The organism is Promicromonospora iranensis (assembly GCF_028994805.1).
Lineage (GTDB): Bacteria > Actinomycetota > Actinomycetes > Actinomycetales > Cellulomonadaceae > Promicromonospora > Promicromonospora iranensis.
Map to the genome: position 1 here is coordinate 24,419 of NZ_JAJQQP010000018.1, position 25,846 is coordinate 50,264.

24 protein-coding genes are annotated in these 25,846 nt (G+C 72.6%); 17 read left to right on the top strand and 7 right to left on the bottom strand.

From position 1 onward, the window contains the following. Positions 1-85 precede the first annotated feature (85 nt). Both LUM46_RS24830 and LUM46_RS24835 read left to right on the top strand, forming a co-directional pair. A complete protein-coding gene (locus tag LUM46_RS24830; RefSeq protein ID WP_310243009.1) occupies positions 86-1,294 on the top strand; it encodes a P-loop NTPase family protein in 1,209 nt (402 codons plus the stop codon). After that, positions 1,281-2,936 carry an ABC transporter transmembrane domain-containing protein gene (locus LUM46_RS24835; RefSeq protein WP_274997775.1) on the top strand — a complete coding sequence of 552 codons (1,656 nt, stop codon included), beginning with the start codon at positions 1,281-1,283 and terminating at the stop codon, positions 2,934-2,936. The genes LUM46_RS24830 and LUM46_RS24835 overlap by 14 nt, the downstream gene beginning before the upstream one ends. A gap of 91 nt (positions 2,937-3,027) precedes the next feature. Here the strand turns inward: LUM46_RS24835 and LUM46_RS24840 are convergent, their stop codons facing one another. Together LUM46_RS24840 and LUM46_RS24845 are read right to left on the bottom strand one after the other, a co-directional pair. Continuing rightward, positions 3,028-3,981 (bottom strand): 1,4-dihydroxy-2-naphthoyl-CoA synthase, encoded by a 954-nt coding sequence (locus LUM46_RS24840; RefSeq protein ID WP_274997776.1) that lies wholly within the window; start codon positions 3,979-3,981, stop codon positions 3,028-3,030. A 303-nt stretch (positions 3,982-4,284) separates the two neighbouring features. Continuing rightward, positions 4,285-4,917, bottom strand: coding sequence for a MarR family transcriptional regulator (locus tag LUM46_RS24845; protein WP_274997777.1), 633 nt, complete (start codon positions 4,915-4,917; stop codon positions 4,285-4,287). Positions 4,918-4,994: 77 nt separating this feature from the next. Between LUM46_RS24845 and LUM46_RS24850 the strand changes: the two genes are divergently transcribed. From LUM46_RS24850 to LUM46_RS24870, 5 genes are all read left to right on the top strand, one after another. Next, positions 4,995-5,618, top strand: a complete 624-nt coding sequence (locus LUM46_RS24850; RefSeq protein ID WP_274997778.1) for a gamma carbonic anhydrase family protein — start codon at positions 4,995-4,997, stop codon at positions 5,616-5,618. Between the two features lie 104 nt (positions 5,619-5,722). Continuing rightward, entirely contained in the window at positions 5,723-6,700 is a 978-nt protein-coding gene (locus LUM46_RS24855; protein ID WP_274997779.1) for an o-succinylbenzoate synthase, read from the top strand. Beyond that, on the top strand, positions 6,697-8,487 hold the full coding sequence (gene menD / locus LUM46_RS24860; RefSeq protein ID WP_274997780.1) for a 2-succinyl-5-enolpyruvyl-6-hydroxy-3-cyclohexene-1-carboxylic-acid synthase: 1,791 nt from the start codon (positions 6,697-6,699) through the stop codon (positions 8,485-8,487). The genes LUM46_RS24855 and menD overlap by 4 nt, the downstream gene beginning before the upstream one ends. Before the next feature lie 84 nt (positions 8,488-8,571). Beyond that, entirely contained in the window at positions 8,572-10,143 is a 1,572-nt protein-coding gene (locus tag LUM46_RS24865) for a S1C family serine protease (RefSeq protein ID WP_274997781.1), read from the top strand. Positions 10,144-10,307: 164 nt separating this feature from the next. Further along, positions 10,308-10,847: a GNAT family N-acetyltransferase gene (locus LUM46_RS24870; RefSeq protein ID WP_274997782.1), complete on the top strand. Its 540-nt coding sequence runs from the start codon at positions 10,308-10,310 to the stop codon at positions 10,845-10,847. 38 nt (positions 10,848-10,885) lie between these two features. Here the strand turns inward: LUM46_RS24870 and LUM46_RS24875 are convergent, their stop codons facing one another. Next, on the bottom strand, positions 10,886-11,515 hold the full coding sequence (locus tag LUM46_RS24875; RefSeq protein WP_274997783.1) for a TetR/AcrR family transcriptional regulator: 630 nt from the start codon (positions 11,513-11,515) through the stop codon (positions 10,886-10,888). Between the two features lie 128 nt (positions 11,516-11,643). On the opposite strand from LUM46_RS24875, the gene LUM46_RS24880 reads away from it, so the two are divergent. Together LUM46_RS24880 and LUM46_RS24885 are read left to right on the top strand one after the other, a co-directional pair. Continuing rightward, on the top strand, positions 11,644-12,237 hold the full coding sequence (locus tag LUM46_RS24880) for a DUF6230 family protein (protein ID WP_274997785.1): 594 nt from the start codon (positions 11,644-11,646) through the stop codon (positions 12,235-12,237). Next, positions 12,228-13,943, top strand: coding sequence for a DUF6114 domain-containing protein (locus LUM46_RS24885; RefSeq protein WP_274997787.1), 1,716 nt, complete (start codon positions 12,228-12,230; stop codon positions 13,941-13,943). Before LUM46_RS24880 ends, LUM46_RS24885 begins: the two co-directional genes overlap by 10 nt. An 87-nt stretch (positions 13,944-14,030) precedes the next feature. On the opposite strand, the gene LUM46_RS24890 is transcribed toward LUM46_RS24885, so the two are convergent. Next, on the bottom strand, positions 14,031-15,485 hold the full coding sequence (locus LUM46_RS24890; RefSeq protein ID WP_274997788.1) for an isochorismate synthase: 1,455 nt from the start codon (positions 15,483-15,485) through the stop codon (positions 14,031-14,033). A 98-nt stretch (positions 15,486-15,583) separates the two neighbouring features. Here LUM46_RS24890 and LUM46_RS24895 point away from each other — a divergent pair, with 98 nt between their 5' ends. Beyond that, the gene (locus tag LUM46_RS24895; RefSeq protein WP_274997790.1) at positions 15,584-16,279 is read left to right on the top strand and encodes a demethylmenaquinone methyltransferase; all 696 of its coding nucleotides are present in this window, start codon (positions 15,584-15,586) and stop codon (positions 16,277-16,279) included. 40 nt (positions 16,280-16,319) lie between these two features. Here LUM46_RS24895 and LUM46_RS24900 read toward each other — a convergent pair whose 3' ends face one another. Both LUM46_RS24900 and LUM46_RS24905 read right to left on the bottom strand, forming a co-directional pair. Next, complete coding sequence (locus LUM46_RS24900; RefSeq protein ID WP_274997791.1) at positions 16,320-18,020, bottom strand: hypothetical protein; 1,701 nt, start codon at positions 18,018-18,020, stop codon at positions 16,320-16,322. After that, entirely contained in the window at positions 18,005-18,811 is an 807-nt protein-coding gene (locus tag LUM46_RS24905; RefSeq protein WP_274997792.1) for an ABC transporter ATP-binding protein, read from the bottom strand. Before LUM46_RS24905 ends, LUM46_RS24900 begins: the two co-directional genes overlap by 16 nt. 133 nt (positions 18,812-18,944) lie before the next feature. On the opposite strand from LUM46_RS24905, the gene LUM46_RS24910 reads away from it, so the two are divergent. Then, a complete protein-coding gene (locus tag LUM46_RS24910; RefSeq protein ID WP_274997793.1) occupies positions 18,945-20,198 on the top strand; it encodes a sensor histidine kinase in 1,254 nt (417 codons plus the stop codon). Then, on the top strand, positions 20,195-20,947 hold the full coding sequence (locus LUM46_RS24915) for a response regulator (RefSeq protein WP_274997794.1): 753 nt from the start codon (positions 20,195-20,197) through the stop codon (positions 20,945-20,947). The genes LUM46_RS24910 and LUM46_RS24915 overlap by 4 nt, the downstream gene beginning before the upstream one ends. A 10-nt stretch (positions 20,948-20,957) precedes the next feature. Here the strand turns inward: LUM46_RS24915 and LUM46_RS24920 are convergent, their stop codons facing one another. Continuing rightward, positions 20,958-21,983: a helix-turn-helix transcriptional regulator gene (locus LUM46_RS24920; RefSeq protein ID WP_274997795.1), complete on the bottom strand. Its 1,026-nt coding sequence runs from the start codon at positions 21,981-21,983 to the stop codon at positions 20,958-20,960. 109 nt (positions 21,984-22,092) lie between these two features. On the opposite strand from LUM46_RS24920, the gene LUM46_RS24925 reads away from it, so the two are divergent. The 5 genes from LUM46_RS24925 (at position 22,093) to LUM46_RS24945 (ending at position 25,797) form a co-directional block, all read left to right on the top strand. Next, complete coding sequence (locus tag LUM46_RS24925) at positions 22,093-22,536, top strand: hypothetical protein (protein ID WP_274997796.1); 444 nt, start codon at positions 22,093-22,095, stop codon at positions 22,534-22,536. A gap of 146 nt (positions 22,537-22,682) precedes the next feature. Continuing rightward, positions 22,683-23,987 (top strand): geranylgeranyl reductase family protein, encoded by a 1,305-nt coding sequence (locus tag LUM46_RS24930; protein ID WP_274997798.1) that lies wholly within the window; start codon positions 22,683-22,685, stop codon positions 23,985-23,987. Between the two features lie 58 nt (positions 23,988-24,045). Further along, a complete protein-coding gene (locus LUM46_RS24935; protein WP_253876038.1) occupies positions 24,046-24,405 on the top strand; it encodes an NADH-quinone oxidoreductase subunit A in 360 nt (119 codons plus the stop codon). A 79-nt stretch (positions 24,406-24,484) separates the two neighbouring features. After that, a complete protein-coding gene (locus LUM46_RS24940; RefSeq protein WP_274997800.1) occupies positions 24,485-25,036 on the top strand; it encodes a NuoB/complex I 20 kDa subunit family protein in 552 nt (183 codons plus the stop codon). Then, positions 25,033-25,797 carry an NADH-quinone oxidoreductase subunit C gene (locus LUM46_RS24945; RefSeq protein ID WP_274997801.1) on the top strand — a complete coding sequence of 255 codons (765 nt, stop codon included), beginning with the start codon at positions 25,033-25,035 and terminating at the stop codon, positions 25,795-25,797. Before LUM46_RS24940 ends, LUM46_RS24945 begins: the two co-directional genes overlap by 4 nt. Positions 25,798-25,846 lie beyond the last annotated feature (49 nt).

Sequence of the window (25,846 nt, forward strand, 5' to 3'; positions counted from 1 at the left end):
ATCGCGGTCTCATGACGGCTTCATGGCGGCGCAGTTGAGTGACGGTGTTGCACCGTCCGTCCCTCGACACGAAACCGTGGCTGCCATGAGCATTCTCGACACGTCCCCTGGCTTGCGCGGCTACGCTCCGCGCCCTGTGGCCACCCCGCTGCGGGCTGACGTCGCCGGTGTGGCGTCGCGAACGCCCGACCCGCTCGTGCGTCGTCTGCTGCGTGCCAAGAAGGCCTACTCCACGCGGTTCGTCGCCGCGGCGATCGAGGCGGATCCTGCCGCGTTCGGCCTGGTCACGGACCTGGCGCACCCACCACGGCCCGGCGACGTCGTCCTGGCCCGGGTGGTGACGATCGGTCAGCACAAGCGGCTCGAGTCGCCGGTGTCCCGCCGGCAGATCCTGTTCGAGGGCGACGAGATCGTCGTCTCCTACGGGTCACGTTATGCGGCGGACCAGTTCCACGCGGTCATCCCGGAAGATCTGGGGCCGTGCCATCTCGCCGCGGGCGGCGGGCTCGCCTCGCGGGTGGTCGACCAGCACGCGTCGATCCAGGACGCCACCGTGATCGAGCCGATCGGGCTGCTCTCCCGCGCGAACCGGGTGGTGAACCTGTCGGCCTTCGCGCCGCACCCGGTGCGCGCGGCATCGCGGGTCCGGGGTGCGGCGTCGCGGGTCCCGGTCGTCGCGGTGGTCGGCACGTCGATGAACTCCGGCAAGTCCACCGTGCTGGCCTGCCTCGCCCGCGGTCTCACCGCGGCCGGCCTGACCGTCCATGCGGGCAAGGCGACCGGCACGGGTGCGGGCAACGACGCGAACCACTACACCGACGCGGGTGCGGCCCGCGTCGTCGACTTCACCGACTTCGGCCTGCCCAGCACGTTCGGCCTGTCGTTCGAGGAAGTCCGTGACGTGTTCGCGACGATGACCGACGTGCTGGCGTCCCCGGCGGGGCACGGTGCGCCGGACGTCGTGCTGGTCGAGATCGCCGACGGCATCTTCCAGGGCGACACGAGCCGCCTCCTCACGGACGCCGCGTTCCGTTCGGTGGTGGACCGGGTCGTGTTCGCCGCAGGCGACGCGCTGGGCGCGAGCGGCGGGATCGCGGCGCTCGGTGCCCTCGGCTGCCTGCCGTCCGTGGTGTCCGGGGTGCTCACGGCCTCACCGCTCGCCACCGCCGAGGCACGTGCGGCGCTCGACGTCGAGGTGGTGCCGACCTTCGACCTCTGCCTGCCGTCCGTCGCGCTGACCGCGGCGGGCCTGGCTCCCGCCGGGCGCACGGGTGCCGGGCATGCGGTCGCCTGAACCGGGCGCCCTGCCGCCGATCTTTGCCGGAGCCCGGCGGGGCTGGGTACTCGGGCTCGTCGGGCTCGGCCTGGGCCAGGGCGCGCTCGGCGCCGTCAGCGCGTGGGCCCTCACGCAGCTCCGTGGGGGCGGCTCGTGGCCGGTGGCGGCCGTGATCCTCAGCATCGTCGCGGCAGCCGTGGCGCTCGGTGGGCTGCGCGTGGAGGAGCGGATCGCCGCGGAACGGCTCGGCCAGGACTACGTGCGGCACGTGCGCCGCGACCTGGTGGAGGCCGAGCTCACCCCGGGCAGCCGTACCCACCTCGGCATCACCGTCGCCCGGACCACCAACGACCTCTCCAGCGTGCGCAACTGGGTGTCGCAGGGTGTCGGACCGCTCGCGGCGGGGATCCCGCTGATCGTCGGCTCCGCCGTGGTCCTCACCGTCATCGACCCGTTCCTGGGCCTCGGGTTCCTGTTCCCGCTCGGCGTGCTCGCCGCGGTCCTCGTGCCCTGGGCGCGGACCGCCTACCAGAAGTCGCGCCGCCTCCGGCGAGCCCGCGGGCGCATGGCTACCCGCATCGCCGACACGGTCGGCGCCGCGCAGGGGATCATCGCCGCGCGCGGCACGGACCGCGAGCTCGGCCACATCGACACCGCCTCGGACACCGTCGTCGACCGGGCCGTCGACCGCTCGGAGATCGTCGGGCTGATCCGGGCCGGAGGCACCGTGGCGGCGATGCTGGCCACCCTCGCCGTCGCGGCGATCGGCGTCCTCCGGGGCCTCGATCCCGCCGTCACGATGGCCGCGATGGCCGTCGCCGGCATCGCGTCGACCCCGATCATCGACATCGGCCGGATCGTCGAGTACCGCCAGACCTACCTGGCCGCCCGCGCCGTGCTGGGCCCGGCGCTCGCCGACGCCGCACGCCGGCGCACCGAGTACGAGCGGTCCCGCGACGCCGCGGCGTCGGCCCCCGTGCCGGACGGCGCGGCCGGGCCGGGCCGGGTGCACGTGGCGGTCCCCGGGCTCACCCCGGACGGCTCGCCCCTGCGCGCGGTCGCCGGTGCCCGGATCCGCCTGACCAGCGCCGACCCCGAGGCCCCTCTGCGCCTGATGCGCAGGGTCGTCGGGCTGGACGCCGCCCCGCCGCGCCTCGTCGACGCGGTCTGGGTGGGCGGCGAGAACCTGGGGGCCGTCGCGCCGGCACGAGGTCGCGCGCTCGTCGGGCTCGCGACACGGGGCGCCGTGTTCGAGCGAGGTCCGCTGCGCCGGGCGCTGCGCTACCGGCGTCCTGACCTCGACAACGAGACGGCCCTCACCGTCCTCGAGACCGTCGGCCTCGCCGTCGACCGCCTCCCGGACGGGCCGCGCACCGTGCTGCGTTCCGGCGGGGAGCCGCTGACGACCGACGCACGTGCCCGGCTCGCGCTGGCCCGCGCCATCTACGGGGAGCCGCCGCTGCTCCTGGTCGCGGACCTGGACCGCGACCTGGACCAGGAGGGACGCGACCGGTTGGAGCGGCTCCTGGCGGGCTACCCGGGGGTGGTGGTGCTCACCGGGTCCGACGAGCTGGCGCGATCGCTGGGCACGGAGGAGTTCCGGCTCGACCCGACGCCGGTCCCGCTCACCCCGACGGGCCGCCCCCCGGCCGACGACTGACACGCCGGCCCCGGATGCGCCGAACCGAGACCTGTCCGTCGATCCGGGCTCCGGAAGAGGTCCAGCTTTCGGTTCGACGACATGGTGACGGTCAGTAGTAGTAGGGGAAGGGGGTCCAGTTCGGGGCGCGGCGCTCCAGGAATGCCTCCTTGCCCTCGACCGCCTCGTCCGTCATGTACGCCAGGCGCGTCGCCTCGCCCGCGAATACCTGCTGGCCCGCGATGCCGTCGTCGGCCGCGTTGAACGCGAACTTCAGCATCCGGATGGCCTGCGGCGACTTGGTGGCGATGATCTGCGCGTACTCGAGCGCGAGCTCCTCCAGGTCGTCGTGGGCAGCCACCTCGTTGACGGAGCCCCAGCGCTCGGCGTCGTCGGCGGAGTACTCGCGGGCGAGGAAGAAGACCTCGCGGGCGCGCTTCTGCCCGATCTGGCGGGCGAAGTACGCGGACCCGTACCCGGCGTCGAACGAGCCGACGTCGGCGTCGGTCTGCTTGAACTTGCCGTGCTCACGGCATGCGACCGTGAGGTCGGCGACGACGTGCAGGGAGTGCCCGCCGCCGGCCGCCCAGCCGTCCACCACCGCGACCACGACCTTGGGCATGGTCCGGATCAGGCGCTGCACCTCCAGGATGTGCAGGCGGCCGGCCTTGGCCGGGTCGATGGAGTCGGCGTTCTCGCCCTCCGCGTAGCGGTAGCCGTCGCGCCCGCGGATGCGCTGGTCACCGCCGCTGCAGAACGCCCAGCCGCCGTCCTTGGGGGAGGGACCGTTGCCGGTCAGCAGCACCGTGCCGACGTCGGACGTCATGCGCGCGTGGTCCATCACCCGGTACAGCTCGTCCACCGTGTGCGGGCGGAACGCGTTACGGACCTCCGGCCGGTCGAACGCGACGCGGACCACGGGCAGGTCGCGCGGCTCGGGACCGGTGCGGTCGACGCCGCGGTGGTACGTGAGGTCGGTCAGGTCGTCGAAGCCGGACACCGCGCGCCAGCGCTGCGGGTCGAACGTCTCGGAGACTTGCTGGGGCAGTTCGGTGCTCGTGCTCACGCGGCAAAGCCTAGTTCGGGCGGTGACGGTGAACGGCAGCGTGTGCTCGTTGCTACCACGGACCGACGTTCGGAACGAACTTCCTCATCGCGGAGACGATGTCTCGCGAGTCTTCGAGGGCGAGGGTTACCTCTTCAGTCGTGATCGTCGGCGTCTCCACGCCGGGATACTCGGAGTCGTGGCGACGGAGGCGGAGAGCGCGAAACGTACGGACCACCTTGCGCGCGTTGGCCCCGAGCTGAGCCTCGACGCCTTCTTGGACCGCGCGGTGGCCGTTCTTGTTGGTTGGCCGCGACCTCGGGCTCACCGACTGGCCAGCGACCCTTCTCCGCCGTCGTCCCGGCCACCCGCTTCTCCCTTGTTCTCGACGAGCTCGACGATCGGCGAGCTCGTGACTGTCCGCTTGAACGGGCCGTCGTCGTTTGCCCACACAGAAGCAGCGACCCGACGCGCATTGACTTCTCTGTGCAGCGCCTTCTCGGCCTCCTCTACGGCGTCGGCGAGTCGTTCACGATCAGGATCGCCGATCACCAGCACGTCGATGTCACCAGGAACCGAACCTGGACGCTCGTGGTACCGAGCCGCCCACGATCCGTAGATGAAGGCATGCTCGATGCCATCGACGTCAGCCAGAAGTTCGCGGAGCACTGCGAGGGGACCGAAAGTCACGGCCAGAAGTTCTGCTAGAGGAGCGTAAACCGGGTTGTCTGTCCGTGCGCGGGCAAGGCGGGTGTTGCCAAAACGGCGCGTCGACACGAGGCCGGCGTCCTCGAGGCGGTCGATCTCACGCAGGACTGTCAGGCGCGAAGTCCCGACAGCCCTCGCGAGGTCGGTGAGGCTTTGCTCCTTGTCCGGTTGCAGGATCACCGCGGCGAGAATGTCGCCTTGCGCCCGGGTGCGCAGCAAGGGAAGGAGCAACGGTGCGGCTTGTTTCATAAAATGAACGCTAGCGTTGCTTTTAAGAACACACCAGACGTCGGCACCAGTGTGACGGCGGCGAGAGGAACCCTGACATGCTGATCCGCCATCGCGGTCTCGACCCCTCGATCGATCCCTCCGCCTACGTCGCCCCGTCGGCGACCGTCGTCGGTGACGTCCGCGTCGGCGCGGGTGCGAGGATCCTGCACGGAGCCGTGCTCACGGCCGAGGACGGCGCCGTGGTGATCGGTGAGGACACCGTCGTCATGGAGAACGCGCTCGTCCGCGGGCGCCGGGACCATCCCGCCCGCATCGGGTCCGCCGTGCTGGTCGGCCCCCACGCTCACGTCAACGGCAGCACCGTCGAGGACGAGGCCTTCATCGCGACCGGCGCGGCGCTGTTCCCGGGCAGCGTCATCGGGGCGGGCGCGGAGGTGCGCATCCACGGCGTCGTGCAGGTGAACACCACGGTCGCCCCGGGAGCGGTCGTGCCGATCGGCTGGGTAGCGGTGGGCACCCCCGCCACGATCCTGCCGCCGGACCGGCACGAGGAGATCTGGGCGATCCAGCGCGAGCTCGACTTCCCGGGCACCGTGTATGGGACCGGCAGGGACGTCCCGATGCGCGAGCTCATGCGCCGCCAGTCGGCCTACTACGGCGCCCACCGCGCGGACGAGCCGGTCGAGGAGGGCGGCGCTGATTCTCGTTCAGCAGGTTAGGTCGGACCATCCGGCCGGCGGTTCCGGCGTCCTGAAGCCTGCTGAACCGATGTCAGCAGCCGGCGGAGCCGTTTCCGGCTCGCCGGGGTCGTTAGCCTGGCCCTGTGCTGATCGGTGAACCCGTCGTCTGGTCGACGCCCCTACGGACCCGCTTTCGCGGGATCGACGTGCGTGACGGCGTCCTGCTGCGCGGCCCCGCCGGCTGGGGCGAGCTGTCGCCGTTCTGGGACTACGACGACGCGGAGTCGTCGACGTGGCTGCGTGCGGCCCGCGAGGCCGCCTTCGTCGGCTGGCCCGAACCGGTCCGGCAGCGCGTCCCGGTGAACGTGACGGTCCCCGCCGTCGGTCCGGAACGGGCACGGGAGATCGTCCTGGCGTCCGGCGGGTGCCGTACCGCCAAGGTCAAGGTCGCCCAGCGCGGCCCCGACGGAACGCTCGAGCCCGTGTCCGCGGAGGTCGAGCGGGTCGCCGCCGTCCGCGAGGCACTGGGGCCCGACGGCGCCCTCCGGATCGACGCCAACGCCGCCTGGACCACCGACGAGGCCCTGGCCCACCTGGTCGAGATCGACCGCGCGGCGGGCGGGCTCGAGTACGTGGAACAGCCCTGCGCCGAGGTCGAGGACCTGGCCCTCGTCCGCCGCAAGCAGGACGTGCCCGTCGCCGCCGACGAGTCCATCCGCCGCGCCTCCGACCCCCTGCGCGTCGTGCGCGAGGAAGCCGCCGACATCGTGGTCCTCAAGGTCCAGCCCCTCGGCGGGGTCCGCGCGTGCCTCGAGCTCGCCGAACAGGTGGGGCTACCCGTCGTCGTCTCGTCCGCGCTGGAGAGCTCGGTCGGCCTCGCCGCCGGCGTCGCCCTCGCCGCCGCCCTGCCCGACCTGCGCTACGCCTGCGGGCTCGCGACCTCCCAGCTCCTGGTGCACGACGTCGTCACCGAGCCGCTGCTGCCCGTCGACGGCGCGCTCCCCGTCCGCCGCCCCGAGCCCTCGCCCGGGGCGCTCGCGGCCGCCGCGGCCGACCACCTGACCGCCGAGCGCTGGCTCGCGCGGTATCACCGACTGACCCGGATCCTGGAGGACGCATGACCATCCCGCCCGCCGTCACCGCCGCTCGTGCACTGGTCGCGGACCTGGTCAGTCGGGGTGTGGAGGACATCGTGCTCGCGCCCGGCTCGCGCAGCGCCCCTCTCGCCTATGCGGTCGCGGAGGCCGCCGACGCCGGCCGGGTCACCCTGCACGTGCGGATCGACGAGCGGTCGGCGGGATTCGTGGCGCTCGGCCTGTCGAAGGCCTCGGAAGGTGCGCCGGTCGCCGTCGTCACGACGTCGGGGACCGCCGTCGCGAACCTGCATCCCGCCGTGCTGGAGGCGAGCCACACCGGGCTGCCGCTGATCCTGCTCACCGCCGACCGGCCGCACGAGCTGCGCGGCACCGGGGCCTCGCAGACCACCGACCAGGTGGGCATCTTCGGCTCGGCGGTGCGCTTCGCCGTGGACGTGCCGGCGCCGTCGGGCAGCCAGGGCCTGACGGGCGAGCCCGACATCGAGCCGGGCACCGCGAGCGAGCAGGAGCTCCGGGACCTGCGGAGCATCACCGGGCGCGCCGTCAGCGCCGCCCTCGGCTTCCGGTCGGGGCATCCCGGGCCGGTGCACCTCAACCTGGCGTTCCGGGACCCGCTGGCGCCGTCGGCCCCCCTGCCGGGGCTGCCCGCGGACACCGCGCAGGAGGGCTACCCCACGCCGGATCCGCCGCTCGTCGTACCCGCGGTGCTGCAGCACGTCGCGTCACCCGCGCTGCCGGGCGACCCGGCGCGCACCGTCGTCGTCGCGGGTGACGGTGCGGGCACCGATGCCCGGCAGCTCGCCGAGGTGCAGGGCTGGCCGCTGTTCGCGGAACCGTCGTCGGGCGCGGCCGGCGGGCCCAACGCGATCGCCGCGTACCGGGTGCTGCTCGGGTCGGAGGAGCTCGCCGCAGGCATCGAGCAGGTGGTCGTCCTCGGCCGGCCCACGCTCTCGCGGCCGGTGCAGCGGCTGCTGGCCCGGCCCGACGTCACGGTCTCCGTGGTCGCGCCGGGCGCCGGTCCGTGGCCGGACGCCGCCCGCAACGCCGCTGTCGTGCTGCCCGGCGTGGCGCCCGCCTGGTTCGAGACGTCCACGCCGCCGCCGTCCGCCTTCCTGGAGCGCTGGCGTGCCGCCGGGGCACAGGCTGCCCGCGTGCTCGACGAGGTCACCTGCGACGACGCCGTCCTCGGCGGGCCGACCGCGCTCTCCGTGGCCCGGGCCGTCGCCGCGGTGCTCGGGCCGGACGACCTGCTGGTGGTCGGCTCGTCCAACCCCGTGCGGGACCTCGAGCTGGTGCTCGGCCTCGACGGCCCGGGCCCGGCGGTCCTCGCCAACCGCGGCCTCGCGGGCATCGACGGCACCGTGTCGACGGCGGTCGGGGTCGCGCTCGCCGCCGCGCGCCGCGGCCTGCGTACGCGCGCCCTCCTGGGCGACCTCACGTTCCTGCACGACATCGGCGGTCTGCTCCGCGGGCCGCACGAGCCCTCGGTGGACCTCGAGATCGTCGTGGTGAACGACGACGGCGGCTCGATCTTCGCGACGCTGGAGCACGGCGCGCTCGCCGACAGCGGCAGCGCGGCGAGCGCCACGTTCGAGCGGGTCTTCGGGACGCCGCACGGGTCGAACCTGGCGCAGCTGTGCGCGGGGTACGGCGTGGACCATCAGCTGGTGAAGGACGTACCGACCCTGCGCCACGCGCTGCAGGCGCCGAGCCACGGCATCAAGGTCATCGAGGTGCGGGTGCCACGTGCGGACCGGCAGGCGGAGACCAGGGAGCTGGCGCGCCGCCTGGTCGCCGCCGTCCAGCCGTGAGGGCGTGCAGGAAACTCACAGACTCGTCCAAGGCTGGAGCAAGGATGGGGGTGTCAACTGGTTCTGACTTCAAGGAGGGTCACGATGACCGACGAGAACAGCACCACACCGCAGCCGGACCAGCAGCCGCCCGCGGCGCAGCCCACCGAGCAACTGCCGCCCGCGACGCAGCCCACCCGGCAGCTGCCGGTCGCGGCGCCGGCACACGACGCGGCACCTGAGCAGTCCTCGAACGCCGCGCAGCCCTCGAACCCGGCGCAGCCGGGCGCCGCGCCGTCCCCGGCACCCGCGTCCCTACCCGCGTCCGTACCCGTGGGCGGGCCGGTCCAGCACCCGCTGCCCGTGCAGAACGCGGCGCCTACCACCGGCTCGACGTCCGGCTACGTCAACCCCTACGCCGCCCCGGCCACGGAGACGGCGTCCGACGAGCCCCGGACGAGGAACCGCACCTGGGTCCCCGTGGTCAGCGCGGCCGCAGCCGCCGCGCTGCTGGCCAGCCTGGGCACCGCCGGCGCCATCTCGCTCACCAACGACTCGGACGGCGTCGCCTCCCTGGCTGACGTCGGGCAGACGGCCGGCGAGAACGTGCCCGTACGGAGCTCGACCGTCGAGAACCCGAACTGGACGTCCGTCACCTCGGCGGTGCAGGAGTCCGTGGTGGCGATCCAGGTGGAGAGCCAGGGCGGCGGCGCGGAGGGTTCCGGCGTCGTGCTGGACGCCGAGGGCCGCATCCTCACCAACAACCACGTCGTCGCCGACGCGTCGACGGTCCAGGTGACGCTGAGCGACGGCCGGGTGTTCGAGGCCGACATCGTCGGTACCGACCCGGCCACCGACCTCGCCGTCGTGCAGCTCTCCGACCCGCCGTCCGACCTCAGGTCCGCGAAGTTCGCGGACTCGTCGGACGTCGTGGTGGGCGAGCCCGTGATGGCGCTCGGCAACCCGCTGGGCCTGGCGAACACCGCCACGACGGGCATCGTGTCCGCCCTGGACCGCCCGGTCACGGCCAGCGCCGAGGACGGTTCGGACCAGGTGGTCACCAACGCCATCCAGATCGACGCCGCGGTGAACCCGGGGAACTCGGGTGGACCGCTGTTCAACGCGTCGGGCGAGGTCATCGGCATCACGTCCTCGATCGCCACCCTGTCGGGCGGGATGTCGTCGGGCGGCTCCGGCTCGATCGGGCTGGGCTTCGCCATCCCGTCGAACCTCGCCACGCAGATCGGTGACCAGCTCAAGGCGGACGGCACCGCCGAGCACGCGTTCCTCGGCGTCTCGCTCCAGGACGCCACCGCCACGGCCGACGACGTCACCCGGCGCGGCGCGGGGGTCGTGGAGGTCACCGCGGACTCGCCGGCCGGCGACGCGGGCCTCCAGCAGGGCGACGTGATCGTCGCCATCGACGGCGACGCGGTCAACGGCTCGGCGTCGCTCACGGCGTTCGTCCGGGAGAAGCAGGCCGGGGACGAGTCGGTGCTGACCGTGGTGCGTGACGGCAGCACCGAGGAGGTCACCGTCACGCTCGCGGTCAAGGAGGAGTCGGCGACCCAGGACCAGGGCTCGCAGGGACAGCAGCAGCCGGACTCCGGCTCGGACCAGAGCGCGCCGAACAACATCCCCGACTGGATGCAGGAGTGGTTCGGCAACCAGGGCTGACCCCCTCTCGCCGAGGTAGAACCGTGGCGAGCCGAGGTAGAACCGTGGCGAGGTAGAACGCGATCCGGCGTTCTACCTCGCTCTCGTTCCAGCTCGCCAGAGCTCTGCCTCGCGTATTCGCGTTCAGCGGGTGAACTTGGCCCGCCCGGTCTAAGTTAGGCCGCGTGTCTGGGACGTTTACCGTGGTCAGGACCCTCGGCCGATCGGATGCCGCGCACGACATCCTCGAGGAGCTGCCGGAGTGGTTCGGCATAGACCGGTTCACGCACGAGTACGTCGAGGCGGCGGCCACGTTCCCCAACTATGTGGCTGTTCCCGCGCCCGGAGCCCCGCCCCCGGGAGCCGTGCCGGGCGGTCCGGCTCCGGGGATCGACGCCGACGGTGGCAAGATCCCGTTCGAGGACGTGCTGGGCGTGCTGCTCCTCGACCAGCGCTATCCGACGTCGGCGGAGGTGCACCTGCTGGCCGTCCGGCGCAAGCATCACCGCTCAGGAATCGGCAGGACCCTCCTGGAGCGCGTCGAGGAGGACCTCCGTGCCCAGGGCGTGCGGCTGCTGAGCGTCAAGACGCTCGGTCCTTCGGCGCACGACCCGGGGTTCGACCAGACCCGCGCGTTCTACACAGCCTGTGGATTCCACCCGGTGGAGGAGTTCCCCGACCTCTGGGTCGACGACCCCTGCCTGCTGATGGTCAAGGCGCTCTGAGCCCGGAGCCGGCCGCTCCTGCCGGACCGGAGCCTGGCTCAGAGCGTGGACGGGACTCCGAACAGCGCCTCCGAGGCGCCCGGCACGACGGCGGCGACGACGCCGCCGAGGCTGCGCTCGAGGTAACCGACGAGCTCCTCGTCGGTGAGGTCCGAGTTGATGCCACCGTCGACCAGCGCCTGCTCGGCGAGCGCCACCCAGGAGCGGACCGCCACGCGCAGCAGCTCCGTCTCGGGCACGCCCAGCTCCAGGAGCACGGCGAGGGCGCGCTCCGTCTGCTGGCGCCGGGCGTCCTCGATGACGGCTCGCACCTCCTCGTCACCGCTGGCCGCACCGCGGACGAGCGAGTAGAAGGTGGGGCCGTGCTCCTTGACGTACGCGACGAGCCTGGTCAGCGTGCTGACCAGGCGCTCAGCCGGCGGGAGCTCCGGCTGGGGCTCCGAGGCGTGCAGCATCGAGTCGCGCGCACGGCGCACGATCTCGTGGTGCAGGCCGTTCTTGGAACCGAAGTAGTAGTAGACGAGACCTGTCGAGACACCGGCTTCGGCGGCGATCTCCTCGACGGTCACGTCGGCCAGCGGTCGGTCCGCGAGAGTGGCGACTCCCAGTGCCACGAGCTGGTTGCGGCGTTCCTCCGGGCGAAGTCGCGTGCGACGGGCTGTTGCCATGGTTCGAGCATATCCGGCATGCTTTGCGGCGCTGTCAGCGGGGCAATTGACGCTCATTCAGTAGTCGCGCTAACGTCGCGTCGGGGCGACGGCGTAGTCGTCCTCACATTGGCATCGAGGGGAAACCAATGAAGCTCAGCAAGCTCACGGGGTCGCGCAAGGGTCGCGTGGCTCTCGCAGTCATTCCGGTCACGATCGCCGCCAGCATTCTGCTCGGTGGGGTTGCTCAGGGCGCGGTGCCCGTCTCGTTCGCCATCTCCGGCAGCCAGTTCAAGATCGGCGCCGACAAGCTCGCCGGGACCGGCTTCTCCCAGTACGCAGGCGTCGCGACCGCCTCCGACGGCACGCAGCACCCCGCTGCCATCGCCAACATCAAGGACGCCCAGCTCTACAACCTGTGCCAGTCGGTCGTGCAGGACACGCCGCTCGGCAAGGTCGGGCTGCTGATCTCGGCGGGCACCGGCAAGGAGCCCGCGAAGGCCACCGACCTGCAGATCGGCATGAACGACCTCTCGGGTACCGCCATCTTCAAGAACATCCGCATCGGCGTCGACGCCTCGACGGTGAACACCGCCAAGAAGGGCGACGCCGGCGACTTCGCGATGGACTCCGACTCGGTGGACATCTCGAACCTCGAGCAGGTCTCGTGGAGCACCCAGGCCGCCGTCTTCCAGCTGACGGACCTCAGCCTCAAGATCACGGACGGCACCGAGTGCTTCTGAGTCCGGGTGACGGCCAGGCGAACGCCGGCCGCCCCGGACTTCGTACGAAGCTTGCTGACTGGCGCCGGGACTTCCGTCCCTGGCGCAAGCAGCGGCCGTTCGTCGGGGGTGTGCTGGTAGCGCTCGCTGGTCTGGAGATGCTTCTGTCCGGCCCGATCACACTGGACCAGCTCGGCATGAACATCATGCTCCAGTTCGGGGTGGAGGGCGCCCAGGCGACGATCCTCCCGATCGCCCTGATCATGCTCGGGATCCTGTCGATCGCTCAGCCCGTTCATCGGATCTTCTACGGCGTGATCGCGCTGTCGATCGCGGTCTACTCGCTCGCCGGAGTGAACCTCGGCGGCTGGGTCGTCGGGTTCCTGCTCGGCGTGGTCGGCGGCATCATCGTCGTGTCCTGGGCGCCGGCCGAGACGGTCGCGGCGGCCGACGGCACCGACGCGGGTGACACGCAGGAGGGCGCCGAGGACGACGCCGCGGCCGCTCCTGCGTCGACGGACCCTGCGTCGGGCCCCGTGGTCGAGGACGACGCCCCGGCGTCGGACCCTTCCCCTGGGGGCGACGAGAAGGACCCGCCCGCCGGGCACGAGCCCGCCCCGGACACGGAGGCGATCCCGCGGGTCGAGTCGCTCAGCACCGCACTGCGCGCGCTGTCGCAGAAGTCGGCGGCGGTCATGGTGGCGAGCGCGATGGTGCTCGGCGGTACGAATATGCCCGCGTCGGCGTCGGGCGCCGAGACCACGCAGGACGACTCCTTCTGGTGCGTGGTCTTCGGCGCCTGCGACGAGGCCGAGGCGGACCCGTCCGCCTCGGCGACCCCGGCGCCGAGCGGTTCCGACCCCGGCGCGTCCGAGCCGGGCGGCGGCGAGACCGAGGATCCGGTCGGGGACGCGGCGGACGACGTCACCGACGGCGTGACCGGACCGGCTGACGGCAGCGACAAGGACGCCGGCGACCAGGACAAGGCGGGCGACGCGGCGGACGGTGGCCCGGGGGACACGAGCGACGACACCGCCGAGTGCAAGGAGCCGACGCAGGACGGCGAGGTGCCGCCCGAGGCGGGGGACAGCGCGCCGTCGGACCCGTGCGGCGAGATCGACCCGCAGGAGACCATCGAGGAGGCGCTGCGGACCGAGCTCGGTACCTGCGTCAAGGTGAGCTTCGGCGGCAAGTATGACCTCAACGTCGACCTACCGGGCCAGTGCGGCGCCCAGGAGGACGGCTCCGTCTTCTCGCTCCCCGCCGACCTGGAGAGCCGGGACCTGACGATCCCGCTCACCGGTATCAACGGCATCGGCCTGGCGAACGTGCCGGTCAAGGGGGACGGCGGCGGCCGCAGGGACGCCATCAAGATCTCGGCCGACAAGGTCGTCGTCGACGGGTTCTGGCTCAAGTCGTACGCCTACGACCACGGCACGACGGCGGGCACGGACACCCGGGCAAACTTCGTCTCGCTCGAGGGCGACGCGCAGATGTACGTGTCGTCGATCCACGCCGACCTGCCCGACGGGCAGGACCTTCTGGAGGTGGCCACCAAGGTCCTCGAGGGCGCCTCGCTCATCGAGATCCTGCTGACCGCCACGGACGCGCGGATGGGCTTCCTCGGCGCGACGTCCGACATCCAGGTCTGGGACGGCTTCCGCGAGCAGGTCTGGGGCGACCCGACCGACCCGATCGGCAAGGGCCCGACGGCCGGCACCCCCTGACACCGTTGAGCCGACGCCGTTGAGTGCGGGGTATTTGCTGGATCAGCCGTAGCGATCCAACACATACCCCGCACTCAACGGTTGGGGTCAGGTGGCGCCGAGGGCGTAGCGCATCGGCTCCAGCTTGGCCTCGGACTCCGCCAGCTCCGCCTCGGGGTCCGAGGCCGCGACGATGCCGCAGCCGGCGAACAGCCGGATGTGCCGGCTGTCCGTCGGCGAGATCTCGGCCGAGCGCAGCGCGATGCCCCACTCGCCATCCCCGTCGGCCCCCACCCAGCCCACCGGTCCGGCGTACCGGGCCCGGTCCAGCCCTTCGATCTCCCGGATGAGGCTGCGGGCGGCGGTGGTCGGCGTGCCGCACACCGCGGCGCTCGGGTGCAACGCGGCCGCCAGCGACAGCGACGACGGCGGACGCCGGCCCGACGCCGGGGTCTGGCCCGTCAGCACCCCCGTCACGTCGGTCGCCAGGTGCATCACGTTCGGCAGGTGCAGCACGAACGGCGCCTCGGGCACGTTCATCGACGAGCAGAACGGCTCCAGGGCGGCGGCCACCGAGCGCACCGCGAACTCGTGCTCCTCCAGGTCCTTCGAGGAGCGGGCGAGCTGGGCCGCGTGCAGCAGGTCGGCGTCGGCGGGCACGACGGGCGAACCGGGCCCGTGCTCGCGGCGGATCGTGCCCGCCAGCACGCGCGAGGCGACCAGGCCCTTCTCGCTGCGGACCAGCAGCTCCGGCGTCGCGCCGACCATGCCGTCCACACTGAACGCCCAGCAGGCGTCGTACGCGGACGCGAGACGGCCGAGCAGGTGACGCGCGTCGATCGGGTGCTCGGCGGTGGCGACGACGTCCCGCGCGAGCACCACCTTCTCCAGCTCGCCGGTCTGGATCCGAGCGACCCCCTCCGCGACGACCGCCGGCCAGTCGGCGGCCCCGACGGCGCCGTCGGCCAGCACCACCCGGCCCGGCACCGCGACCGGCTGGTGCGGGTACGCGGTCAGCAGGTCCTCGCCCACCGGGGCGGACCGGTCGCCCACCAGCGAGATGGTCGTCATCCAGGCGCGGTCGCCCCGCCGTCCGACGACGACGCGCGGCACGATCAGCGCGCCGCTCGCCCGCGCGGGGTCCTCGGACTCGTCACCCGGCGAGACGTCGTCGAAGGCGAAGCTCCCGAACGCGACGAGGCCGCTGCCGGGCAGGACCACGTCGTCGTGCACGACGGCGCGGTCGAGCACCTGGCGCCAGGCATCGTCGGCGTCGGCGAAGCGGCCGGGGCCGAACGTCTCGAACCGCAGTGCCTCGCCCCAGCCCACGAGGCCGTCGCCGTGCCGGACCCAGGCGAGGGCGCGGGTGTCGGGGAGCCGGTCGATGAGCGCGGTCGGGCCGTCGGGGAGGTCGTCGACCGCGACGGTGCGGACGACGAGCTGCGGGTCCGGCGACGCGCCTGGCGGGGCGTCCGGCGAGGCCGGTGCGCGGGTTGCCCAGGTGCTGGACGCGGTGGTGCCGGTCGGCGCACCAGGGGTGCGTCCGGCAGGTGAAACGATCATCCGCTTCAGGATAAGGGTGTGCGACGTGCGCAAGCGCGAGCCGTAGCGGAGGTCACAGCGCGCGTGACCGCGTCCTGGCGACATGAAACGATGGCGGCATGTCCCGCGCAAGCCTGGAAAAGAAGCCGGCCGAGGTCGCGTCGATGTTCGACGGGATCGCCGCCCGCTACGACCTGACGAACGACCTGATCTCCCTGGGCCAGGACCGGCGCTGGCGCCGGCTCACGGTCGAGGCGGTCGCGGCCATGCCGGGCGAGCGGGTGCTCGACCTCGCGGCAGGCACCGGGACCAGCAGCGAGCCCTTCGCCGCCGACGGTGCGTTCGTCGTCCCCTCCGACTTCTCGACCGGCATGCTGCAGGTCGGCAAGGAGCGTCGGCCGGACCTGCCGTTCGTGGCGGGTGACGCCATGCGGCTGCCGTTCGCCGACGCGTCCTTCGACGCCGTGACCATCAGCTTCGGGCTGCGGAACGTCGCGGACACCAGCGTGGCGCTGCGCGAGATGCTGCGTGTGGTCCGGCCCGGCGGGCGCGTGGTGATCTGCGAGTTCTCCACCCCCACGTGGACGCCGTTCCGGGTGGTCTACCAGGAGTACCTGATGCGGGCCCTGCCGGTGGTGGCGAACTTCGTGACCCGCGAGAAGGGTTCCTACGACTACCTGGCCGAGTCGATCCGCACCTGGCACACCCAGGTCGAGCTGGCGCACCTCCTGCTCGAGGCCGGCTGGGAGCACGCCGCGTACCGCAACGTGTCCGCCGGCATCGTGGCGCTGCACCGGGCGGTCCGCCCGGCCTGACGCGGTCCGCCCGGCCGGACGCCGGACGGACGGCGACGTCCTACCGGGCCGAGCTCTTGGCGACCCGGTCCGCACGTTCCTTCTGCTGCCGCGCCTTGGCCTCCTGCTCCCCCTTCAGCGTGGCCGACTCGAACCAGTCGAGCGCGCCCGACGTGGCGGGGTCGCGGAACACCTGGCCGTACCGGATGCGGCTGAAGAGGTCGGGCAGGCGGGCGGTCAGGTAGCCGATCGTGATCCGGCCGAGCAGCCACGCGGCGCCGAAGCCGTTCGCGAGCCCGACGACGGCCGTGAGCGCCGCCAGCCACGCCGAGGGCGACATCGCGAGGAGGGCGACCATCCCGGCGGTGGGTGCCACCGCTACCGAGATCAGCAGGATCACCACCCAGACGTGCAGGCTGATGTTCCCCACGGCGTCGTTGGGGCCCACCCGCTGCCGCGGGTCGACGCCTGGCGACACGCCCACGGCGGCCACGAGGACCGCCGCGCCGGAGGCGGCTCCGAACAGGGCGGGCAGGGCGGCCAGCAGGATCGGGACCGCCCACCAGGCCTGGCTGAGCACCACGAAGAGCGCCGTGACCACCAGCACCTTGGGCAGGAACACCAGCACCGCGCCCCACTGCCGCCCACGCACGTCCGCCCGGACCGAGGTCTCGTCCTGCCCGACGACGTCGAGCCACACGGCGCTGCCGTCCTGGCCGTACATGGTGCACGCGGCGATGCCGAGCATGAAGGCGACGAACAGGCCGGAGAACGCGGCGATGACACGGAGGTCCTCGCTGGTCAGCGCGAGCGCCCCGATGAACACGCCGCCCCAGACGGCGGACTGCACCTCGACCATCCGCCAGCCGTCGCGGCTCCACTGCCGGAGCTCCTTGCTGATCACCGCGCCGGTCTGGGTGCGGGGCAGGAGCCCGGCTCCCGCGACCAGTCCGGCGGACCGGCGGCGGCCACGACGGCGCCGGGTGCGCGGGCTGGTCGAGGGCACCAGGAGCGGCACGGCGGCCACGATCGCCGCGCCCGCGCACAGCGCGAGGGCACCTAGCAGCAGCAGGGCTCCGCCCCAGTCGCCGCGCGCGGCACGCTCGACCGCGAGCACGGACCAGGACGTGGGGCTCATGTCCAGACCGCTCGTCACGGCGGGGTCGGTGATGCCCGTGGCCAGCAGGTCGGGCGTGCGCTGGATGGCGATCGACACCGGGATCCAGCCGGCGAACATCCCCGCGAACATCAGGCCGAACTGGATCGACGCGATCTCGATGCCGATGCGCGAGCCCATCGCGGCTCCGAGCAGGCCGTAGACCAGGCGGGACAGGGCGATGACAAACACCCAGGTCAGCAGGGCTCCGGGGATCGCCACGACCAGGGTGACGGGGTCGAGCAGTGCGGCGTGCAGGCTGACCGCGAGCAGCGCGACGAGCACCAGCGCGGCGGCGATGCTCACGTACACGCTGACCAGGAGCCCCCGGCCCAGTGCGCGCCGGGGGATGGGCAGCAACGCGAACCAGCTGGGCCGCAGCGTGCCCGCCCCGCTCATCAGCACCGGGCCGATGGCCGCCCCGAGGCCCCAGAACAGCAGGCCGAGGGTGAGGATCGAGTGCCGGGCGTCGTCACCGCCGGCGACGAACGCGGCCGCCCAGGTGGCCGCGGCCAGCAGGCTGCCGATCACCCAGCCGGCCGGGCGCATGCCCGGGGCGGTGTGGCGCAGCGTGGTCAGCTTGAGTGAGATCAGCTCCCGATCCACGCCAGGTCCTCCTCTGCGAGATCGGTGGTGCCGACGAGCTCCACGAACCGGTCCTCGAGGCTGCCGCCACCGCGGACCTCGTCGAGGGTGCCGTCGGCGAGGACCTGGCCGCGGGCGATGATCGCCACCCGGTCGCACAGCTGCTCGACGAGGCTCATCACGTGGCTGGAGATGATCACGGATCCGCCGGCGTCGGTGAACCGGCGCAAGATGGCCGTGAGCACCCGGGCCGAGACCGGGTCCACCGCCTCGTACGGCTCGTCGAGGACCAGGAGTCGGGGTGAGTGCAGCAGCGCGGTGGCCAGCCCGATCTTCTTGCGCATGCCCGTCGAGTACTCGCCCACGAGCGTGCCGAGCGCCTCGGCCTCCTCCAGCTCGAGGATGCGCAGCAGCTCGGCGGTGCGGTCCGCGACCGTCTGCGTGGGCAGCCGGCGGAACCGGCCCCAGAAGGTCAGCAGCTCACCGCCGGTCAGCCGCTCGGGCAGGGCCAGGCCGTCGGGGAGCACACCGAGCAGCCGCTTGGCCTCGATCGGGTCGGACCACACGTCGACACCGTGCACGAGCGCCCGGCCGGCGCTCGGCCGCAGCAGACCGACCGCCATCGACAGGGCGGTGGTCTTGCCGGCACCGTTGGGGCCGACGAGGCCGAAGAACGAGCCGGGCGGTACCCGGAGGTCGATGCTGTCCACCGCCACCTTGTCGGCGAACTCGCGGCGGAGGCCCGCGAGCTCGAGCGCGGGGACCGCGCCACCCGGTGGCGCGCTGTTCGGGGTCGAGGGCTCTGGGGTCATGCACCCAACCTGCCGGGTGGGGACGGAACGCGCATCGGCTGATCGGCCATCGCCGTGGCGCGGGGTCTGGCCGATCGGCCAGACCTGCCCCGATCCGTGGCCGTGGCACGCGGCGGGTACCTATTCTCGACGCATGGTCAGCGAGGCACTCCCGGTCGCGGGCGGACGGCGGTCCGCGCTCGCCGGGCTGAGCCCGTTACGGGCGCCGCGGACCGGCGTCCAGTGGGTCGTGGACTGCCTGCTGTTCGTCCTCGCGCTCCTGGTCTGGGCCTCGTACCTGGACCCGGCGCGGGACCTGACACCGGGGATCCCGGACTGGTTCCTGCCCTGGGATTACGCCATGGGCATCCTGTCCTGCTGTGCGCTCTGGTGGACCCGCAGCCACCCGCTGGCGGTCGGTCTGGTGGTCTTCGTGCCGGCGGCGCTGTCCGCGAGCGCGGCATTCGCCGTCGTCGTCGTCATCTACCGGATGGCGGCCCACCTGCGCCCCCAGGTCTCGGTACCGCTCGTCGTCGGGTACCTCGCGGCGGCGATCCCGTACCACGCTCTCTTTCCCATCCCGGGGGTGGACTGGCCGTCGTACCTGATCGTGATCACGCTCCTGCACCTCCTGGCGCTCAGCCTCGGGCTGCTCGCGCGGTCCAGACGGCTCGTGCTGGAGGGCCTGCACGCCGAGGCCGCGCGGGAGCGGGCGCTGGCGGCGGCACGGCTCGAGGGAGCGCGCCGGGTGGAGCGAGAACGCATCGCCCGCGAGATGCACGACGTGCTGGCCCACCGGGTCTCGTTGCTCTCGGTGCACGCCGGGGCGCTGGAGTACCGCACGGCGGGTGAGGCGCCGCCCACGCTCGACGAGGTGCGCGCGGCGGCGGCGGTGATCCGGCACAACGCGCACCTGGCCGTCGAGGAGCTGCGGCAGGTGCTGGTGGTGCTGCGGAGCCCCGCGGCGACGGGCACCGCGCCCGAGAAGGCGCCGGACGCTCCACCCGAGCGCCCGCAGCCGCTGCTCCGGGACGTCCCGCAGCTGGTGGACGAGGCACAGGGCGCCGGGCAGCGGGTCAGCGCGCGGCTGGACCTCGAACCGCTCGCCGAGCTCCCGGACAACGTGCAGCGCACGGTCTACCGGTTGGTGCAGGAAGGGTTGACGAACGCTCGCAAGCACGCGGCCGGGGCGGTCGTCACCGTCGACGTCGGCCCGGGCGACGGGCAGGTGCGCGTCGAGGTGGCCAACGTGCTGCCGGTCGGGGTGACCGCGAGCGAGATCCCCGGCATCGGTGCGGGGCTGGTCGGGCTGGCCGAACGGGTCCGGCTGGACGGCGGCCGGTTCGAGCACGGCGTCCGCGACGGTGCGTTCCGCCTGGCCGCGTACCTGCCGTGGGACCGCGCATGACGCCGGTCCGGGTCGTGCTGGTGGACGACGACGCGCTGGTCCTCCAGGGGCTGCGCCTGATGCTCGCCGGAGCGCCGGGCATCGACGTGGTCGGTGACGCGGACGACGGCGACGGGCTGGTCGACCTGGTGCGCGAGGCGACGCCGGACGTCGTGCTGCTGGACCTCCGCATGCCGCGGCTCGACGGTGTCGCCGCGCTCCGCGACCTCCGGAGGGCTCCGGACGTCCCGCAACCCGCGGTGATCGTGCTGACCACGTTCGACGCGGAGCCGGTGGTCCTCGACGCTGTGCGCGCCGGTGCGTCGGGGTTCCTGCTCAAGCACACCCCGCCGGCCGACATCGTCCGGGCGATCCGTTCGGCGGCCGACGGCGAGCCGACCGTGTCGCCCGCCGTGCTGCGGCGGCTGATCGATCACGTGGCCGACACGTCAGGGGATGTCGGGGCCGCCCGGGCGGGTGCCGGCGCCGCGACGTCCGGCGCCGCGACGGAGGCCGGAGCGGACAGCCTCGCACCGCTCACGGACCGGGAGCGGCAGGTCGCGGCCGCCGTCGCCGAGGGCCTCGGCAACGCCGAGATCGCCCGCCGGCTGTACCTGTCGCACGGTTCGGTCAAGGCGCACATCTCGAGCGCCCTGACCAAGCTGGGCCTGGAGAACCGCACCCAGCTCGCGATCGCCGCCCACACCGCGGGGATCGCCGGTACACGGCCCTCGGCCCCGCCCGGTCCCCGAGCAGGACCCGTCATCTGAGCAGGACCCGTCATCCCGCGCCGGCGGCGGCGGTCTCCCGGAACCGGCCGGGCGGCTGCCCCGTCCACCGCCGGAACGTCCGCGAGAAGGAGGCGGCGTCCGAGAACCCCACGAGGTAGGCGACCTCGCCCACGGACGTCCGGCCCGCCCGCAGGTAGTCGGTCGCGAGCTCCCGGCGCACGTCGTCGACGACCTGCCGAAAACCGGTGCCCTCGGCACGGAGCCGACGGAACAGCGTCGAGCGGCTGCAGTGGAGCCGGGCCGCCACGGCGTCCGCGCTGACCTCTCCCTCGTGCACCACCGTGCGCACGAGGTCCTCCACCCGCTCGTGGAAGGTCTCCGGTGGCGGACGCCGGGCCAGCAGCGCGTCCCCTTTCTCCCGCAGGACACCGAAGACGTAGCGGGGGTGCCGCGCCACCGGCCAGGAACCCACCTCGGGGTGGAGCTCGATCGCGGTGCGCGGGGCGGCGAACCGGACGGGGCAGCCCAGCACGCGCTCGTACTCGTCCGGGCGCTCCGGTGTCTCGCGGGTGAGGTCCACGCGCAGCACGTGGGACCGGTCCAGGAACCGCCGCGGACCGCAGACCAGGCGCGCGACGGCCTCCTCGGACAGCTCGGGCCCCGGTCCCACCGGTCGGCGCTCGACCAGCAGCAGCCGGTCCCCGGAGCGTTCGGCCTCGAACCGCGGACCGTCGTCGCCCGTGTCGATCTCCAGCGCGAGCCGTCCGTACCGCTGGAGCTGGTGCAGGGCGGTGGCCATGTCGGGGGCGGCCTCCATGATCAGACCGACGATCGAGACGTCCGCCATCGCGACCTCGGCCCCGTGGTGGAGCGCCAGGGCCTCGTCGTCCAGAGCGACACGGGCCGCGCGCAGGAGCTCCAGGTAGCGCGGCAGCGGGACGCGCTCGTCGGGGTCACGCAGCCGCGCACGCGACAGGCCGGAGGCCGCGGCGAGGGCGTCGGCGTCGGCGCCGTGCGCCTCGGCGTAGGTGAGCAGCCCGGCGACCAGACCGGCCGCTATCGTCGCTCGTCGCACCGTGTGCTCCTCCTCGGATCGGGGTCCCGGAGACTCCTGACCCGCAGGATCAGGGACCCTGACACAGCGGATCATTCCGGTGCCGGGACACCGGGACAAGACTGGCCGCATGGATACCTCGACCAGGTCGGCGACGATCGACACGATCACACCCCTGCGGCGCAACCTGATGCGTGCCTGCTATCTGCTCATGGTGGTGGGGCTCGCCCTCGTCGCCTGGCCACGGCTGCTCACGTCCGGGTTCGACCGGCCACTGATCGAAGGCACCTTCGACGCCGTGCTGTGCGCTCTGCAGCTGCTCTCGGTCGTCGGGTTGTTCGCTCCGGTGCGGATGGCCGCCATGCTCGTGTTCGAGGTGCTGTGGAAGGCGATCTGGGTGCTCGTGGTCGCGGTGCCGATGCTGTGGAGCGGCGGCCTGACCACGGAGGCCTCCGAGACCCTGTTCGCCTTCTCCTTCGCGGTCCCGTTCGTCTTCATCATCCCCTGGCGCGCACTGGCCCGTGACCTCCTCCGAGGACGTGAGCCCTGGCGCGCGGCGTCGACCGCAAAGTAAGGGGAACCTTCCTACACAATCCCCCCTAAGTGTGGCTAGGGTGTCGGTGTTGTGACAGGGTTCACAAGGGCTTGTCGTGAAGCCCTGTCGAATCCCGCACAGCATGGTCAGCACCGACCGGCTGCGGGTTCCCAACGGGGGTGAACGTGCGAACTGCAAGACGCGACGACGCGGACGTCATCGTGGTGGGCGCCGGCCCGGCCGGGTCGTCCACCGCGCACTGGTGCGCCGCCGCGGGCCTCGACGTGCTCCTGCTGGAGAAGGGCGAGTTCCCGCGGGACAAGATCTGCGGCGACGGCCTGACGCCGCGCGCCGTGGCCGAGCTGGTCCGCATGGGCGTCCCCACCCGCGAGGAGGACGGCTGGATCCGCAACCGCGGCCTGCGCGTCCACGGCGGAGGTCGCTCCTACGAGCTGGACTGGCCGACCCTCACGACCTACCCGGGCTACGGCATGGCCCGCGCCCGGATGACGCTGGACCACACCCTGGCCCAGCACGCGCAGGCCAGCGGCGCCAAGCTGCTCGAGCGCACCAAGGTCACCGGACCGCTCCGCGACGACGACGGGCGGGTGGTCGGTGTCACCGCCCAGCCGCTCGACCCGCGCGGCCGCGCCGACGGCCCGGTCACCGAGCTGCGCGCCCCCGTGGTGGTGGCTGCCGACGGCGTCAGCTCCCGCTTCTCGCTCGCGATCGGGCGCGAGCGCCGCGACGACCGCCCGATGGGCACCGCCGTCCGCGCGTACTACCGCACACCGCGGCACGAGGACCCGTTCATGGAGTCCCACCTCGAGCTGTGGGACGGCGAGCCCGGCAAGAGCGACCTGCTCCCGGGCTACGGCTGGATCTTCCCGCTCGGTGACGGCACGGTGAACGTGGGCCTCGGCAGCGTCCACTCCACCCCCGCCAGGCAGTCGGCGGCGGGCATCGACTACCGGCGCCTCATGGAGACCTGGCTGGCCAAGAGCGCGCCGGAGGGCTGGGACCTGGTGCACGAGCCGGAGCGCGGCCCGATCCGCGGTGCGGCTCTGCCGATGGGCTACAACCGCGGCCCGCTGTACGCGGACGGCGTGCTCCTGGCCGGCGACTCCGCCGGCATGGTGAGCCCGTTCAACGGCGAGGGCATCGCCTACGGGCTGCAGGCCGGCCGGGTCGCCGCCGAGGCGATCAGCCAGGCCCGCCACCAGAGCACCGACTCGGCCCGCGAGGCCACGCTCGGTACCTACGCCGACCGCATGCGCGCGGACCTCGGCGGCTACTACACGCTGGGCCGCTGGTTCGTGCGGCTCATCGAGCACCCCGAGATCATGCGGCTCTGCGTCCGGTACGGACTGCCCCGCAAGGTGGTCATGCAGTTCACGCTCAAGCTCCTGTCCGACTGCTACGAGCCGCAGGGCGGCGACTGGATCGATCGCGTCATCGCGGGTCTGACCAGGGTGGTCCCGAGCTCATGAGCAGTCGCACGCAGCGCATCACGCATCCGAAGGGCACGTCGTCCACGAAGGGCACAGCATGAACCCCTACGTACCGATCCTGATCCTCATGGCGATCGGGGCCGTCCTGGCGCTCGGTGGCGTCGCCGCGAGCGCCGTCATCGGCCCCAAGCGGTACAACCGCGCCAAGCTCGACTCGTACGAGTGCGGCATCGAGCCGACCCCGCACGCGGTGGGCGGCGGGCGGCTGCCGATCAAGTACTACCTGGTGGCGATGACATTCATCGTCTTCGACATCGAGGTCGTCTTCCTCTACCCGTGGGCCGTGGACTTCACGACGCTCGCGACGTTCGGGCTGGTGGCGATGCTGGCGTTCCTGGCGCTGATCACCGTGCCGTTCGTCTACGAGTGGCGCCGCGGCGGTTTCGACTGGGTCTGAGCAAGCAAGCGACTTCACGCGCGGCGCCTGACGGCGCCGGGCAGCGACGCCGGGCGGGTCCCGGCAGCAAGGAGGGGACATGGGTGTCGAGGAAGCGCCGTCAGGTTTCCTGCTGACGACGATCGAGGATCTCGCCGGGTACCTGCGCAAGGCTTCGGTGTGGCCGGTCACGTTCGGCCTGGCCTGCTGTGCCATCGAGATGATGGCGGCGGGTGCGTCGCGGTTCGACCTGTCGCGGTTCGGCATGGAGGTGTTCCGTGCGTCGCCGCGCCAGGCCGACCTGATGATCGTCGCGGGCCGGGTGAGCCAGAAGATGGCCCCGGTGGTGCGCCAGGTGTACGACCAGATGAGCGAGCCCAAGTGGGTGCTCTCGATGGGTGTCTGCGCGTCGTCCGGCGGGATGTTCAACAACTACGCGATCGTGCAGGGTGTCGACCACGTGATCCCGGTCGACATCTACCTGCCCGGCTGTCCGCCGCGGCCGGAGATGCTGATCAACGCGATCCTCGGGCTGCACGACCAGATCCAGAACGCGCCGCTCGGCGTGAACCGGGTCGAGGCCGCGCGTGCCGCGGAGGCGGCAGCCATGGAGGCCACGCCCACCTTCGAGATGAAGGGGCTGCTGCGATGAGCGACGTCACGCCGGGCGGCGACCAGAAAGCGGTGGCCGAGACGGTTCAGCCGCCCGAGGGCGCGTCCACGCTCGAGATCGTCGAGGTGAAGCGCGGCATGTTCGGCGCCGACGGGCCGGGCGACACGTCCGGCTACGGCGGCCTGGTCACCCCGGTGGCGATGCCCGCCGCGTCGCCCCGCCCGTACGGGAGCTGGTTCGACCAGGTGGTCGACGTGCTGACCGAGGTGCTGACCGAGGCGGGCGTGCCGCCGGAGGCAGCGATCGAGAAGGTGGTCGTCGACCTGCACGGCGCCGACAGCGCGGAGGCGCAGCAGGCGGAGCTGACGATCGACGTCGCCCGCGAGCACCTCGTCGCCGTCTGCCAGGCCCTCCGTGACGACCAGGACCTGCGGTTCGAGCTGTCGCTCGGGGTGAGCGGCGTGCACTTCCCGCACGACACCGGCCGGGAGCTGCACGCGGTCTACCACCTGGCCTCGATCACGCACTCGCGCCGGCTGCGGCTCGAGGTCGCGGCGCCCGACGACGACCCGCACATCCCGTCGACCACGTCCGTGTACCCGTCGAACGACTGGCACGAGCGCGAGACGTTCGACTTCTTCGGGATCGTCTTCGACGGCCACCCCGCCCTGACCCGCATCGAGATGCCGGACGACTGGGTCGGCCACCCGCAGCGCAAGGACTACCCGCTCGGCGGCATCCCCGTCGAGTACAAGGGGGCCACGGTGCCCCCGCCGGACACGAGGAGGAGCTACTCATGAGCGCTCCGACAGACCACCGGCCGCACGCGCCGCATGCGACCAGGCCCGC

Bases quoted from the DNA above. Each gene is read 5' to 3' on its own strand.
- LUM46_RS24830 (WP_310243009.1), top strand. From the start codon at position 86: ATGAGCATTCTCGACACGTCCCCTGGCTTGCGCGGCTACGCTCCGCGC.
- LUM46_RS24835 (WP_274997775.1), top strand. From the start codon at position 1,281: ATGCGGTCGCCTGAACCGGGCGCCCTGCCGCCGATCTTTGCCGGAGCC.
- LUM46_RS24845 (WP_274997777.1), bottom strand. From the start codon at position 4,917: ATGAAACAAGCCGCACCGTTGCTCCTTCCCTTGCTGCGCACCCGGGCG.
- LUM46_RS24850 (WP_274997778.1), top strand. From the start codon at position 4,995: ATGCTGATCCGCCATCGCGGTCTCGACCCCTCGATCGATCCCTCCGCC.
- menD (WP_274997780.1), top strand. From the start codon at position 6,697: ATGACCATCCCGCCCGCCGTCACCGCCGCTCGTGCACTGGTCGCGGAC.
- LUM46_RS24865 (WP_274997781.1), top strand. From the start codon at position 8,572: ATGACCGACGAGAACAGCACCACACCGCAGCCGGACCAGCAGCCGCCC.
- LUM46_RS24875 (WP_274997783.1), bottom strand. From the start codon at position 11,515: ATGGCAACAGCCCGTCGCACGCGACTTCGCCCGGAGGAACGCCGCAAC.
- LUM46_RS24880 (WP_274997785.1), top strand. From the start codon at position 11,644: ATGAAGCTCAGCAAGCTCACGGGGTCGCGCAAGGGTCGCGTGGCTCTC.
- LUM46_RS24890 (WP_274997788.1), bottom strand. From the start codon at position 15,485: ATGATCGTTTCACCTGCCGGACGCACCCCTGGTGCGCCGACCGGCACC.
- LUM46_RS24895 (WP_274997790.1), top strand. From the start codon at position 15,584: ATGTCCCGCGCAAGCCTGGAAAAGAAGCCGGCCGAGGTCGCGTCGATG.
- LUM46_RS24905 (WP_274997792.1), bottom strand. From the start codon at position 18,811: ATGACCCCAGAGCCCTCGACCCCGAACAGCGCGCCACCGGGTGGCGCG.
- LUM46_RS24910 (WP_274997793.1), top strand. From the start codon at position 18,945: ATGGTCAGCGAGGCACTCCCGGTCGCGGGCGGACGGCGGTCCGCGCTC.
- LUM46_RS24915 (WP_274997794.1), top strand. From the start codon at position 20,195: ATGACGCCGGTCCGGGTCGTGCTGGTGGACGACGACGCGCTGGTCCTC.
- LUM46_RS24925 (WP_274997796.1), top strand. From the start codon at position 22,093: ATGGATACCTCGACCAGGTCGGCGACGATCGACACGATCACACCCCTG.
- LUM46_RS24935 (WP_253876038.1), top strand. From the start codon at position 24,046: ATGAACCCCTACGTACCGATCCTGATCCTCATGGCGATCGGGGCCGTC.
- LUM46_RS24940 (WP_274997800.1), top strand. From the start codon at position 24,485: ATGGGTGTCGAGGAAGCGCCGTCAGGTTTCCTGCTGACGACGATCGAG.
- LUM46_RS24945 (WP_274997801.1), top strand. From the start codon at position 25,033: ATGAGCGACGTCACGCCGGGCGGCGACCAGAAAGCGGTGGCCGAGACG.